The sequence below is a fragment of the Acidovorax sp. JMULE5 genome (genome assembly GCF_013376875.1).
In the GTDB taxonomy this organism is placed as follows: domain Bacteria; phylum Pseudomonadota; class Gammaproteobacteria; order Burkholderiales; family Burkholderiaceae_C; genus Acidovorax; species Acidovorax facilis.
Map to the genome: position 1 here is coordinate 1,773,419 of NZ_CP035951.1, position 14,082 is coordinate 1,787,500.

At 60.8% G+C, this 14,082-nt stretch carries 11 protein-coding genes and 2 rRNA genes (1 of these 13 running past the window's edge); all 13 read right to left on the reverse strand.

Going from position 1 to position 14,082, the window contains the following annotated elements; all coding sequences use genetic code 11:
* Positions 1 to 157: 157 nt before the first annotated feature.
* Entirely contained in the window at positions 158 to 1,096 is a 939-nt protein-coding gene (locus tag EXV95_RS07975; protein WP_055397175.1) for a PA2169 family four-helix-bundle protein, read from the reverse strand.
* Positions 1,097 to 1,287: 191 nt separating this feature from the next.
* Positions 1,288 to 2,958 (reverse strand): nitrogen regulation protein NR(I), encoded by a 1,671-nt coding sequence (gene ntrC / locus EXV95_RS07980; protein ID WP_176886436.1) that lies wholly within the window; start codon positions 2,956 to 2,958, stop codon positions 1,288 to 1,290.
* Between the two features lie 50 nt (positions 2,959 to 3,008).
* Entirely contained in the window at positions 3,009 to 4,031 is a 1,023-nt protein-coding gene (gene glnL / locus EXV95_RS07985) for a nitrogen regulation protein NR(II) (RefSeq protein WP_176888992.1), read from the reverse strand.
* A gap of 92 nt (positions 4,032 to 4,123) precedes the next feature.
* Complete coding sequence (locus EXV95_RS07990; RefSeq protein ID WP_055397181.1) at positions 4,124 to 4,642, reverse strand: hypothetical protein; 519 nt, start codon at positions 4,640 to 4,642, stop codon at positions 4,124 to 4,126.
* Positions 4,643 to 4,854: 212 nt separating this feature from the next.
* Positions 4,855 to 6,270 carry a type I glutamate--ammonia ligase gene (gene glnA, locus EXV95_RS07995; protein WP_121420585.1) on the reverse strand — a complete coding sequence of 472 codons (1,416 nt, stop codon included), beginning with the start codon at positions 6,268 to 6,270 and terminating at the stop codon, positions 4,855 to 4,857.
* Between the two features lie 174 nt (positions 6,271 to 6,444).
* Positions 6,445 to 7,266 carry a molybdopterin-binding protein gene (locus EXV95_RS08000; RefSeq protein ID WP_055397185.1) on the reverse strand — a complete coding sequence of 274 codons (822 nt, stop codon included), beginning with the start codon at positions 7,264 to 7,266 and terminating at the stop codon, positions 6,445 to 6,447.
* Positions 7,263 to 8,201: an EI24 domain-containing protein gene (locus EXV95_RS08005; RefSeq protein WP_176886437.1), complete on the reverse strand. Its 939-nt coding sequence runs from the start codon at positions 8,199 to 8,201 to the stop codon at positions 7,263 to 7,265. Before EXV95_RS08005 ends, EXV95_RS08000 begins: the two co-directional genes overlap by 4 nt.
* Before the next feature lie 38 nt (positions 8,202 to 8,239).
* Positions 8,240 to 9,253 carry a sterol desaturase family protein gene (locus EXV95_RS08010; protein ID WP_176886438.1) on the reverse strand — a complete coding sequence of 338 codons (1,014 nt, stop codon included), beginning with the start codon at positions 9,251 to 9,253 and terminating at the stop codon, positions 8,240 to 8,242.
* Positions 9,254 to 9,336: 83 nt separating this feature from the next.
* Complete coding sequence (locus tag EXV95_RS08015) at positions 9,337 to 10,194, reverse strand: polysaccharide deacetylase family protein (RefSeq protein ID WP_255484958.1); 858 nt, start codon at positions 10,192 to 10,194, stop codon at positions 9,337 to 9,339.
* Positions 10,167 to 11,150 (reverse strand): YncE family protein, encoded by a 984-nt coding sequence (locus EXV95_RS08020; RefSeq protein WP_176886439.1) that lies wholly within the window; start codon positions 11,148 to 11,150, stop codon positions 10,167 to 10,169. The genes EXV95_RS08015 and EXV95_RS08020 overlap by 28 nt, the downstream gene beginning before the upstream one ends.
* 269 nt (positions 11,151 to 11,419) lie before the next feature.
* The gene (locus tag EXV95_RS08025; protein ID WP_176886440.1) at positions 11,420 to 12,172 is read right to left on the reverse strand and encodes a 16S rRNA pseudouridine(516) synthase; all 753 of its coding nucleotides are present in this window, start codon (positions 12,170 to 12,172) and stop codon (positions 11,420 to 11,422) included.
* Between the two features lie 87 nt (positions 12,173 to 12,259).
* Positions 12,260 to 12,372: ribosomal RNA gene (rrf, locus tag EXV95_RS08030) — 5S ribosomal RNA — on the reverse strand.
* A gap of 154 nt (positions 12,373 to 12,526) precedes the next feature.
* Positions 12,527 to 14,082: ribosomal RNA gene (locus tag EXV95_RS08035) — 23S ribosomal RNA — on the reverse strand (it continues 1,323 nt past the right edge of the window).

Sequence of the window (14,082 nt, forward strand, 5' to 3'; positions counted from 1 at the left end):
CCCGGCATGCAAAAAAGGCTGCAAGGAGAATCCTTGCAGCCTTTTGTTATTGGGGAATCGGCGCGCAAGAAAGCTGCGCCCAAAAATCCCTATGGCCTATGACTTGCGACGCGCCGGGGGCCCCTGAACGAAACCCCAGCGCGCAAGCTGTGCCCTATCAGCTATTGGCGAACGTGTCGCGCAGGCCACGTACTTCATCGTGGTTGCGCTGCGCGCCCTGCGACTGGCGCTCTACCAGGGCCCGCACATCCAGCGGCAGGGTGGCCTTCAGGGCCTTGCGGTAACGGGCCACGGCAGCGTCCTCGCCGCGTTCGCATTCCTGCAGCACGGCCTTGTCGTCGTGCACAGACAGTGCGGATTTCACCGACACCCAGCCGCGGTGCAGCGCGCCAGCCACGGTGCCGCCTGAAGCAGGCTCGCCCCCCAGGCGACGCACCTCGTGCTCCAGTTCGACAGCGGCGGCCGCACATTCGCGCGCATGGCGCTGGAACACGCTCTTGAGCTGGGCAGAGTCGGCATGCTCGGCGCAGGCGGTGAAGCCGTATTCGCCATCGCGGGACGACTCCAGCAGGTCGTTGAGCACATCCACCACGTCTTCGTTGTCCACGACATCCATGGGGCGGTCGTCGTTCAGGCTGGAGCGCGAGACCCGTTCCCAGGCGGCGCGGGCGGCGGGGCGGGCATCCGTCCAGGCCAGGCCGTCCGAATGGCGCGCCCGCCAGTCATCGGCCAGGCGGGGTTCCACCGCCTCAAAATCGCCTTCATAGCGGCCCACCGACGACCAGCCCAGTTCGTAGGCAGGGCGGTATTGTTCGTAGGTGCGGCCACCCACGTAATACGGCTCGCGGTGGAAGCTTTCGCGCCAGTAGGCATCTTCCTCGGTGGGGTTGACCGCCTCGGCGGCAGCCTTGCCCGCCAGGCCGCCGGCTACCGCACCGGCCACGCCACCAATGGCTGCGCCGACCGGGCCGCCAAAGGCACCTGCTGCGGCACCTGCAGCGGCGCCACCCAGGGCAGCACCAACCCCGGTTCCGACGGGATGGGAACCCGGTTCATTGGTCAAAGGGTCACGGTTGGCATCGTTGAAATCCGACATAGAAGCTCTCCGGTTGGTTGACAGTGCCTTCATTGTTGAAGTCACTCCCGGAGGGCTGGGTCGGCCCAAGGAGGGCCTGCTTGTAGGACATTGGGAGGTGTGTCTGCCCCGGCATCCGCCAAGGTAGACCCACCTCAAGCACTACAAAATTTATAGCTAATAACGCCTTACCATCAAGCGCTAGAGGCTATTTATGCCTCATCGGGCGCATCCAGGCCCAGCTCCTGGATCTTGCGTGTGATGGTGTTGCGACCAATGCCCAGGCGCTGCGCGGCTTCCATGCGGCGCCCATGGGTGGCGGTGAGCGCGGTGCGGATCAGGCGCGATTCAAACCGCCGCGTGAGGGCGTCCCACACTTCGGGCTGGCCGCCCGCAAGCAGCTTCTGCGCCTCGGTCTCCAGCGCCTGCTCCCAGGTCGCCGCAGTGCCAACGGTGGCAGCTATCCCGCCCGAACCCGTCGCCATCTGCGCCTCGGCGGGCCAGTGGGGCGTAGCGCCCAGCGCCGGGGTGGCAGAGGCCGCAATACCGCCCACCAAGGGCTGCGTGGCGACAGTGGCAGGTTGTGGCAGCCCTCCCACCAGCTCCACCGCTGGCGCAGGGGTTGGCATTGGGGCCGCAACGGCGTGCACGGCAGCTACCGCCGCAGACGGATCACTGCCGGGACGGGGAGCAGGTTGGTAAAGGGGCGCTTCCAGCACTTCGGGCGGCAGATCCTGCAGCGAGATGACCTGCGCGGGCGCCATCACCGTGAGCCAGTGGCAGATGTTCTCCAGCTGGCGCACATTGCCCGGAAAGGCGAACTGCTCCAGCCGTGCGATGGCCGAGTCGGCAATGCGCTTGGGCTCCACGCCCAGTTGTCGCGCGCTTTGCTGCAGAAAATGGCGAGTGAGCACGGGCACGTCCTCGTGCCGCTCGCGCAGCGCGGGCAGGCGCAGGCGGATGACGTTGAGGCGGTGGAACAAGTCTTCGCGAAAGCCCCCCTCCTTCACGCGCCGCTCCAGATCCTGGTGGGTGGCAGCGATCACGCGCACATGGGCCTTCACGGCCGCATGGCCACCCACACGGTAGAACTGGCCGTCCGACAACACACGCAGCAGGCGCGTCTGCAGATCGAACGGCATGTCGCCGATTTCATCGAGGAACAGCGTGCCGCCCTCGGCCTGCTCGAAGCGGCCCCGCCGCTGCGTCTGCGCGCCGGTGAAGGCGCCGCGCTCGTGGCCGAAGAGTTCAGATTCGAGCAGGTCCTTGGGGATGGCCGCCGTGTTGATGGCGACAAAGGGCCCGTCTGCGACCGGCGAGTGCTTGTGCAGCGCGCGCGCCACCAGTTCCTTGCCCGAGCCCGATTCGCCGGTGATGAGCACGGTGACCTGGCTTTGGCTCAAGCGGCCGATGGCGCGGAACACGTCCTGCATGGCGGGCGCCTGACCGAGCATCTCCGGGGCTTCGGCCTGGCGCTCTTCGGTCACTTCCTCGCGCTGGCTTTCTTCGACCGCGCGGCGGATGAGCTCCACCGCCTTGGGCAAGTCAAACGGCTTGGGCAGGTATTCGAACGCGCCGCGCTGGAAGGCCGACACGGCGCTATCCAGGTCGGAGTACGCCGTCATGATGATGACGGGCAGGCCGGGCTGCAGTTCGCGGACTTTTTCCAGCAGTTGCAGGCCGGAGCCGCCGGGCATGCGAATGTCGCTTACCAGGACCTGGGGGCCTTGCCGCGCCGGGTCTCCGGAGGTGATATCGGCCAGCGCGTCCAGCACTTCGCGGGGGTGCGTGAAGCTGCGCGTAGGCAGGTTCTCGCGGGCCAGCGCCTTTTCGAGGACGAAGCGGATCGAGGGGTCGTCATCTACTATCCAGATCGGCTTCATATGTTTTTCTTACCTTCCCTGTGGTTGCGTGTCAGGGACCATCTGCGCTTTTAAGGCAAGGGAATCAGGATGCGGAAATCGGTGCGACCCGGTACGCTGTCGCATTCGATCAACCCATGATGGCGCTGCACGAAGGTTTGTGCCAACGTGAGCCCCAGCCCTGACCCGCCGTCCCGACCCGATACCAAAGGGTAAAAAATCCGCTCCTTGATCGTGTCGGGCACGCCCGGTCCGTTGTCGATGACATGCAATTCCAGTGCCAGCCGATAGCGTTGGCGACCAAACGTTACTTGTCTCGCAACGCGGGTGCGCAGTGTGATCGTCGCCTCACCCTCTGCGATGCGCTCGGTCAGCGCCTGGGCTGCGTTCTGCACGATGTTCAGCAGTGCCTGGATGAGCTGGGCGCGGTCGCCACGGAACTCAGGGATCGAGGTGTCGTAGTCGCGCAGCACCTTGAGGCCCTGGGGGTATTCCACCAGCACCAGAGACCGCACGCGCTCGCACACCTCATGGATATTGACGTCACCCACCAGGTGGGGATGGCGATGGGGTGCCAGCAGCCGATCTACCAGGCTTTGCAATCGGTCGGCCTCGTGGATGATGACCTGGGTGTACTCGGTCAGTTCGCGGCTTTCAAGCTCCATCTCCAGCAGTTGCGCAGCACCGCGAATCCCGCCCAGCGGGTTCTTGATCTCGTGGGCCAGGTTGCGGATCAACTCCTTGTTGGCCTGGGCTTGGTCCAGCAGGCGCTCCTCGCGGTCCTGGCGGGCCTGCTGCTCCAGCGGCCACAGCTCCACCAGGATTTCGCCGACCTGCTCGGCATCGGCCACGCTCACATGCACGGGCACCGGGTCCTGGTGCTGGCGCTTGAGGCTGGCTTCATACCGCAGGGCCGCGAAGTCCTTGCCCCGCGCGCCCGCCAATGCGGTCTGTAGCAAGGCGGGGTCGGTGAAGAAGGTGGAGAAGTCCACCCCCTCCAGGGTGCGGCGCGAGAGGCCGAGCGCGTTCTCCAGCGCTGCATTGGCGAATTGCACAGCGCCATCGGCGCGCAGCACCGCCACCAGGGTGGACATCAGGTCCAGCGAATGAAAGCGCCCCGTGTCGGAGGCTGGGGCTTCTGTAAGGGGAGAGGAACTCACACGCGTGCCAAACGAGGGAAAGAGATTCAGTTGGCCGGAAGACGGGCGATTTCGCGCTTGATGCCTGCGATATCGCTTTCGCTGCGGGCGACGCTGGCCTTGAGTTCTGCCGTGCGCTCCATGTAGCGCTGCGGGTTGCGCAGGTCGAGCGCGTTGCGCTCCGGCGCGCCACCGTTGTATTCCTTCACCAGCTCGGCATGGCGCGCCTCGGCCTTGCGCAACTCGGATTCGAGGATGGCACGGGCATCGGCATCGCGGGCCTTCTGGTCGTTGGTGGCGACACGGGGTGCAGACGGGGGAGATGCGGCGGGAGCTGTGCCCGCCCCAGCCCCGGTTCCCGCCGCTGGCGCTGCCGTTGCTGCGCCTGCAGGTCGGGTGCCCTGGACCACGGTGACGTTGCCTCCCTCAACCAGCTTGCAGCCGCGCTCCTTGGCCTGCTGGGCGTTGTTGGTGTATTCGTTGCCGCAACGGTAGATGCGGTCTTGCGCCCATGCGGCGGGAGCCGTCGCGGCGATCAGTAACAGGGTGATGAGCGTTTTCTTCATTCGGTTTCCTCGCACTGCCATGCAGGGGTTCGGGGAGTATCCCCCAATCGCCACACATCGCCAATCCAACACCAGCAGCCCCGCACAGGGCTTTGTACAAGGATGCAACGGCCCAGCCAGTGGTTCCGTTTCAGCGAAACCCGATCCTTGAGCGCAATAAAAAAAGGCGGCCGGGGCCGCCTTTGTGAGGGTAATGGCCTGCAGGCAGGCGATTACAGGGAGTAGTACATGTCGTACTCGACAGGGTGAGGTGCCATGCGGAAACGCGTGACTTCGCCCATCTTGAGTTCGATGTAGGCATCCAGCATGGAGTCGGTAAAGACGCCACCCTTGGTAAGGAAACCACGGTCCTTGTCCAGATATTCGAGCGCTTGGTCCAGGCTGTGGCACACGGTGGGCACCAGCTTGTCTTCCTCGGGTGGCAGGTGGTACAGATCCTTCGTGGCGGCTTCGCCGGGATGGATCTTGTTTTCCACGCCGTCCAGGCCCGCCATCATCAGTGCCGAGAAGCACAGGTATGGGTTGGCCGATGGATCAGGGAAACGCGCTTCGATGCGGCGGCCCTTGGGGTTAGCCACGTAAGGAATGCGGATCGAGGCCGAGCGGTTGCGGGCCGAGTAGGCCAGCTTCACAGGGGCTTCAAAGCCAGGAACCAGGCGCTTGTACGAATTGGTGCCGGGGTTGGTGATGGCGTTCAGGGCACGTGCGTGCTTGATGATGCCGCCGATGTAGTACAGCGCAAAGTCGCTCAGGCCGGCATAGCCGTCGCCAGCGAACAGGTTCTTGCCGTCCTTCCAGATGGACTGGTGCACGTGCATGCCGGAGCCGTTGTCGCCAGCATAGGGCTTGGGCATGAAGGTGGCGGTCTTGCCGTAGGCGTTGGCCACGTTCCAGACCACGTACTTCAGGACCTGCGTCCAGTCGGCGCGCTCGACCAGCGTGCTGAAACGCGTGCCAATTTCGTTCTGGCCAGCGCCCGCCACTTCGTGGTGGAACACTTCGACCGGGATGCCCAGGGATTCGAGGATCAGGGACATCTCAGCGCGCATGTCTTGCGTGCTGTCGACGGGAGGCACTGGGAAGTAGCCACCCTTGACGGTGGGACGATGACCACGGTTGCCGCCTTCGAGCTTGGCGCCCGAGTTCCAGGGGGCTTCGTACTCTTCGATCTCGAACATGACCTTGCCGGGTTCGTTGGACCAACGCACGCCGTCGAAGATGAAGAATTCTGGCTCTGGGCCGAAGAACGCCGTGTCGCCCAGGCCAGAGGCCTTGAGGTAGGCTTCAGCGCGCTTGGCGATGGAACGTGGATCGCGGTCGTAGGCCTTGCCATCACCGGGTTCGATCACATCGCACTGCAGGAACAGCGTGGTTTCTTCAAAGAAGGGGTCGATGTTGGCGGTGCTGGGGTCGGGCATGAGTTGCATGTCCGAGGCTTCAATGCCCTTCCAGCCGGCTACCGAGGAGCCATCAAATGCATGGCCGGACGTGAACTTGTCTTCGTCGAAGTGGGACACAGGCACGGTCACGTGCTGTTCCTTGCCACGGGTATCGGTGAAACGGAAGTCAACGAACTTGACTTCGTTCTCCTTCACCATCTTCATCACGTCTGCAACGGTCTTGGCCATCAGGTTCTCCTGGATAAAACGCTTGTTGAAAAAAGGAATTTGCTGAAATAAAAGCAGTTTGCGTGCCAGCTGGGTGCAGCCGCCGCACTATGAAGGAGCACTAAGGACTGCAGGCCGAGGGAGCACCCACCGAACTGCACCAATTTAGTGCAAACCTGCTATCAACACAGGGCATCACAAGCTGCGCACCAATTCAGGGCCGCAATTTGCACCAAACTCGTGCAATCCCCGTTTCAGATCCTGCCATGCAGCGGGAACGAGGGGAGCAGGACCTTTGACACCCAGTTCAATATGCCGCCCGTATTGTGGATGATCCACGCTGGGCAAACTGAACACCCGAACGTTCGGGTGCGTTTTTTCGATGCGCTCCATGAGGGGCGTCAAAGCCGCTTCCATGGCCCCATAGACCACCACCGACTGCTCGGTCTGTGGCGTGCGGTTGAACAACGCTGCGTAGTGCTGGTCCAGCACCCACTCGATCATCGGCCAGGCCATTACAGGGAATCCAGGAACAAAATGCACGGCCCCTCCACGACCGCCCTCGCAGCTGAACCCGGGGATCTTGTTGTAAGGGTTGGGAATGATGTGGGCACCTGCCGGAAACACCCCCATGTTGAGCCGGTGCACGTTGTCGGGACGGTCCGGCTCATACGTCACACCCTGCTCCTGGGCCACGTCCTGCATGCGCTCGCGGATCAGAGCCTCAGCGTCGGGGTGTAGTACCAGGTCCCGGCCCAGGGCGCGCGCGGCGCATTGGCGGGTGTGGTCGTCCGGCGTTGCGCCAATGCCACCGCAGGAAAACACCACGTCACCCGACGCAAAAGCGCGCTGCAGCGTGGCCGTGATGCGGTCCGGGTTGTCACCTACATAGTCGGCATAGGCCAGCGAAAGCCCTCGCGCTGACAGCAGTTCAATGACCTTGGGCATGTGCTTGTCGGCACGCTTGCCGGACAGAATTTCATCACCCACGATGATCAGGCCGAAAGATGGGGTCATGGTGCAGGGGTTCCGTTGGCGGGAGATGTGGGGGCAGAAAGAACAGCAGTGGGCGACGCCGCAGGCGGCAGCGCGGAATGCGCGGGCTCCCCCGCGTCTGCAGCCTTCAGGGTAGACACCTCAACGGGTGTTCCCCCTGCGCCCTCTGCGCGCAAGCGCTCCAGGGCTGCCAGGCAATAGTGGGTAAACCAGAGGGAAGAGAACGCAAAAACCAGGGTGTAGATCCAGATCGCAAGCGGCACCAGGATAAAAAAAGCCGCAGCAAAGACCACGCCTGAGGCCCACACGATGCTGGGCGCCGCCCCGAGGTAGCCGGTGAGAATGCCAATGCCCAGCAGGCTGCTGCGGTGGCGGCGGAAAATCTCTTGCCGCTCTTCCTTGCTGGCATGGTCAGCCAGCGCATCAAACACCATCACGCGGTAGGTCAGCCACCCCCAGATCAAGGGGGGCAGGATGAGCACCAGCGGTGGCACCAGCCACAGGGGCACCGACACCACCAAGGCGATCAATGCCAGCACGGTGGAGCTGACCGACCAAGCCACGCTGGCGATGAAGGAGCCACCCTGCTTGCGCTCCAGCACAGGGAAACGCCGATCCGCCACCAACGCCACCAATGCGGGGGTCATGAGGACCGCGACCACCAGCAGCGAGACCACCACCAAAGCCGGAGCCACCGCCAAAACCACCATGAGGGGCGCCACGACGGAGGTGACATCACCCAACCCCCACCCTTGCAGCCAATTCCAGAAGCTGGCCAGAAGCGGAGAGGCATCCAGCAGCGCGCGCATGCCCTGCACGGCTCCGTCCCAATAAAAATAGGCCAGCCCCAACGCCAGCGCCACCATCAGCAGCAACGGCAAAACGGACAGAGCCATGACGCGGGGCCGCAGGCAATAGGCCGCAGCACGCCAGAAAGAATCAAGCAAAAGTCCCATGCCGACAAGCATACCTTCTTGACCGTGTGGAGGGTCTTTCAGGCCTTGCCCAGCAGCCTCAGAACACCCCGCCATTGCTGCGACCAAAAGCCCCTGCCATAGTCGCGCAAGCGCCCATCTGGCCCTGGCTCCACCTGATCGCGCACGCCCGTGGGATCAAAACGCAATTCGAAGTTGGCCGTGCGCATCAGCATGTCCCACCAGGGCAGCAATACGCCGAAGTTGTGCCCGCCCAGCACCACGCGGTATCTGGCGCCTTGCGCAGCGGCAGCCTCCTCCGACAATGGTTGGACGGTCTCGTGGCCAATGCCGATGCTGTGGTGCATGCGGTGAAAACGCGGGCTGATCCACAGCCGCTCGCCCCAGCGCCCAAACCACAGGCGCACATTGGCGTGCTGGAAACTCTCGCTCAGCTGCGTGATGGCCACGATAGCGATGAACTGCCCAGGTGCAACGCCAATGAGCTGCGCCACCACCACGAGGATGGTGTCGCGCAGCACGTCGTCCAGCAGATGGTTGCGGTTGTCGCTCCACATGGTCATCTGGCGCTGCGCGTGGTGCAAGGAATGCAGGCGCCACCACCATTCAAAGTGGTGCTGCCCCCGGTGAATCCAGTAGTCCACGAAGTCGAACACCACCAGGTACAGCAGCAGGCTGACCCAGGGTACGTCGGTGAACCCAGGCCAGAGGCCATCAAGCTGGAAGGTGCTGATGCCAGCCACACGCAATGCCCCAAAGATGGAATCCATCAACGGGTCCACCGCGAGGAAGAGACCCAGGCGAAACAGCCCCAGCCGGTGAATCAGCGTGTAGAGAATGTCGGTGCGGATCGTCGCGCGGTCGGTCACCGCCTCCACCGGCCGCCAATGCTGCAATGGGCCAATCACTGCAGCGATCACCACCAGCTGCAGCAGCCCCACCAGCACCCATCCAGCGGCCTCGTAGCCATTTTCGAGCTGGTTCCCCAAACCGATAGCAAACATCACTGGCTGCAACAGGCTCTCGAAAAGCCATTGCTGAGCCGCATCAAACCCATTGCCTAGCCAACCCATTGCGTCATGCTCCGTCTATCTCTCACCACACACGCCCTTGCTCCGAACGGCCTCCACGATTTGCCTCGCCTCCACCACTGCAGTCAGCGCCCCATTAAAGGCGCGTAGTCAGGATGCTCTCGCAGCGTGCGAAAACAGAATCCGCGCTCCTTCAGCCCGACGATCAGCGGCTCCAGCACGGCAGGCGCCCAGGGATCCTTGCGTGACCAGATCCCCAGGTGCGCAAGCAGAATGTCACCACTGCGCACATCCCGCAAAGCCTTGTGCAGCAGCGTGGTGTTGCTGGCCTTTTCACTGGGCAACTCATCGCCCAGGAATCCCGCCGGTGACCACCCCACATGCGTGTACCCACATGCGCGGGCACTGGCAAGCAACTGCGGCGAAGTCTTTCCACCTGGGGCGCGAAACAAGGGCAAGGGTGTTTTGCCGGTCACGTGCTTCAACCGATCTGCGGCCCGAGCGATCTCCTCACAGTAACCGGCTGCCGTCAGCACAAAATCCTGCCCAGCGCGCGGCCCGGCCGATGGTCGAACACGGAACGAAGGGGCCTGAGCCGATCCCAGATCCGCGCGCCAATAGGTGTGGTCCCAGGTGTGGGATGCAAATTCGTGTCCCTCTGCGGCCCGTGCGTGCCACCAGGAAGCCCAGTGTTCGCCCAGGCTTCCATCCCCTTCCTGGGTGCGTTCGTTGGCGGCGAAAAACGTCACGCGTACCTGCTGGCGTGCGAGAACGTCGGCGACCAAAGGCGCCACGGCCATATGGCCAGTATCGAAGGTCAGATAGAGAGGCTTTTTACAGTCTTTTTGGGCACTAGCGCTTGATAAAAAAGCGCTAGCAGCTACAAAATATATAGCAAAACAAAATCGCAGAGACACTCCCCTGCGAGGCACCGACGCCCGCACACCATCGCCAATCAGCGGGGCGCGTGTTGCAGCGTCCATACGCCATGGGGCGACTTGCCCACAGTGACCTGCCGCACGACCTTCTTGGCCTCGGTATCCACCACAGAGAGCTTGCGAGCCCAGCGGGAACTCACATAAATGAAGCGGCCATCGGCCGACACTTCCATACAGTCCGGCCCACCGGGTACCGGATAGGATTCGACCACCTGCTGGGTGGTCATGTCGATCTTGCTGATGGAATTGGCCACCCGGTTGCTGACATACAGGTGGCGCCCGTCGCCAGCTGCGCGAAAAGCGTGGGCACCATTGCCCGTTTTGATCTTCTTGATGCTCACGGGCTCGCGTCCCGAGACGTCAAATACCTCCACGCTGTCGCTACCCGTCAGGCCCACAAAAAGGCGCTTGTCGTCTGGGCTGCCATATACGTCCGCCGGCATAGCACCCGTCTTGGTGCGCCACTTGATCGTCTGCGTTGCGATATCGATGGCCACCAGCTCATCGCTATCCTGCATGGTGGAATACACCGTGGTGCTGCGACTGTCGATCCACAAATGGCTGGGAGTCCGGGAGGTGGCCACCCGCTGGACGAGGGTCAACTCCTTCCCGTCCCAACGGTAAAAATCCACATGGTTCAAACGATTGGCAGCGGTGATGAACCACTTCATGTCGGGTGTGAACCGCAGGTGGTATGGGTCCACAATGCCCCGCACCGTGCGCTGAATCTGCGCGGTGCGCGGATCCAGAAACGTCAGCGTATCCCCCAACGCATTGGCCACAATGATCGACTTCTCATCCGGCGTGAGATACAGATGGTGCGGCTCCTTGCCCGTCGGAATGCGGGCCGTCTCGGTCCAGGTCACCGGGTCAATAACACTGACATTGGCTTCGAGGGAGTTCAGCACAAACAGTGGAGGCGCGGCAGCCAGTGCCCCCCCTATTGAGATCCACAGCCCACCCAAGACAATGCACACGCGTGCAATCGAGAAAATCTTCACAGAAACACTTTCAACACAGCCGAGAAGTGTAGCTGTGCGCTTACCAATACCTTGGGGCAAAACACGTAACATTCTTGATGTGAACGAATTCCGACTAGTAAAAAGGCACTTCACTCGACTGGCGACCACTGGGGCTCATCAGGGATTCGTCAAGTCAGCGCACTCGCCGCCACGCTCTCGTCATCATCGAATCCTTTCAGAGATGTAGCGGTCGCTTCGCTTAGTCAGATCGCACACCAAGTAGCGCTTCACCATCTGGCCCAAACCCCTCAGGACGACTGAGCCAGCAAGGATAGATCCTCCTGGCTGAGCCATTTCCATGCCCCAGGAGGCAGGTCAGCGGGCAACACCAGAGCACCGATCTGCGACCGATGCAATTCCTCTACACGATTACCGACGGCAGCAAGCATGCGCTTGACCTGATGGTACTTGCCTTCGGTCAGGGTGAGGTCCAGCCGATGGCTCGCAGTCTGCTCACAAGCCGCCGCTTTTACCGGCTTGGGGTCATCGTCCAGAACCACCCCCGCCAACAAGCTCGATATCTGTTTTTCATCGACTGGATGTTTGGTGGTGACCTGATAAATCTTGGGCACATGTTTCTTGGGCGAACTCATGCGGTGAATGAATTGCCCGTCATCGCTCAACAACAGCAACCCGGTGGTGTCTTGGTCCAGCCGTCCTACGGCCTGCACCCCTTGCACCGCACTTTTTGTCGGCCGCTGCCGCAAAGGGGCTGGCAACAAGGTATAGATGCTGGGATAGGTTGAGGGTTTTTGAGAGCACTCTGTCCCCGCTGGTTTGTGCAGCAGCACATAGGCTTTAGCGTGGTAGGGCCAATTAAAGCCCTGGACCTGCAGCTGCAGGCCTTCTGGGTCCAGCTCAGCGGTCGCATCGACGCACGGCTCGTAATCCTGACGATCAGACGATGGCCCGCGTATAGAAACCCAGCCCTGCTGAACCAGCCCCGCACAGACACGGCGGGTGCCAAAACCTTGGGAATACAAAATATCCTGGAGCTGCATAGAAAGGGGCAAGAAAGAGAATTCTTGAATCACAAAGCAAAACGCCCCTCTACTCGATTGAGCAGAAGGGCGATTTGGGCTGTAAGAGCCTGACGATGACCTACTTTCACACGGGAACCCGCACTATCATCGGCGCAAAGTCGTTTCACTGTCCTGTTCGGGATGGGAAGGAGTGGTACCAACTTGCTATGGTCATCAGGCATAACTGGGTGCTGAGCTGTTCGAGGAACAGCTCGGCGAATTCATAGAGTTTGGAATCAGATTTTTGTGTCTTTTGACTGCGTCAACTTGGCATAACAATCTTTGAGCTTTTCACACATTCCTTACAGTTTGCATATTGGCTATCAAAGTTATAGGGTCAAGCCGCACGAGCAATTAGTATCAGTTAGCTTAACGCATTACTGCGCTTCCACACCTGACCTATCAACGTCCTGGTCTTGAACGACTCTTTAGGGGGCTCAAGGCCCCGGCAGATCTCATCTTGAAACGAGTTTCCCGCTTAGATGCTTTCAGCGGTTATCTCTTCCACACTTAGCTACTCGGCAATGCCACTGGCGTGACAACCGATACACCAGAGGTGTGTCCACTCCGGTCCTCTCGTACTAGGAGCAGGCTTCCTCAAATCTGCAGCGCCCACGGAAGATAGGGACCAAACTGTCTCACGACGTTTTAAACCCAGCTCACGTACCTCTTTAAATGGCGAACAGCCATACCCTTGGGACCGGCTACAGCCCCAGGATGAGATGAGCCGACATCGAGGTGCCAAACACCGCCGTCGATATGAACTCTTGGGCGGTATCAGCCTGTTATCCCCAGAGTACCTTTTATCCGTTGAGCGATGGCCCTTCCATACAGAACCACCGGATCACTATGTCCTGCTTTCGCATCTGCTCGACTTGTCAGTCTCGCAGTTAAGCACGCTTATGCCATTGCACTATCGTCACGATGTCCGACCGTAACTAGCGTACCTTCGAACTCCTCCGTTACGCTTTGGGAGGAGACCGCCCCAGTCAAACTGCCTACCATGCACTGTCCCCGATCCAGATAATGGACCTAGGTTAGAACCTCAAACACACCAGGGTGGTATTTCAACGTTGGCTCCATGAGATCTAGCGACCTCACTTCAAAGCCTCCCACCTATCCTACACAGATCTGTTCAAAGTCCAATACAAAGCTACAGTAAAGGTTCATGGGGTCTTTCCGTCTTTCCGCGGGGAGATTGCATCATCACAAACATTTCAACTTCGCTGAGTCTCAGGAGGAGACAGTGTGGCCATCGTTACGCCATTCGTGCAGGTCGGAACTTACCCGACAAGGAATTTCGCTACCTTAGGACCGTTATAGTTACGGCCGCCGTTTACTGGGACTTCAATCAAGAGCTTGCACCCCATCATTTAATCTTCCAGCACCGGGCAGGCGTCACACCCTATACGTCCACTTTCGTGTTTGCAGAGTGCTGTGTTTTTATTAAACAGTCGCAGCCACCGATTTTTTGCAACCCCGTTGGGCTCGCCTTGTACAGGTTCACCTACTTGGGGCATACCTTCTCCCGAAGTTACGGTATCAATTTGCCGAGTTCCTTCTCCTGAGTTCTCTCAAGCGCCTTAGAATACTCATCTCGCGCACCAGTGTCGGTTTGCGGTACGGTCGTCAATAGCTGAAGCTTAGTGGCTTTTCCTGGAAGCAGGGTATCACTCACTTCGTCTGCAAGCAGACTCGTTATCACCCCTCATCTAAGCCCGGCGGATTTGCCTACCAGGCACGACTACAGGCTTGAACCAACATATCCAACAGTTGGCTGAGCTAACCTTCTCCGTCCCCACATCGCACTATTGATCGGTACAGGAATATTGACCTGTTTCCCATCAGCTACGCATCTCTGCCTCGCCTTAGGGGCCGACTCACTCTAC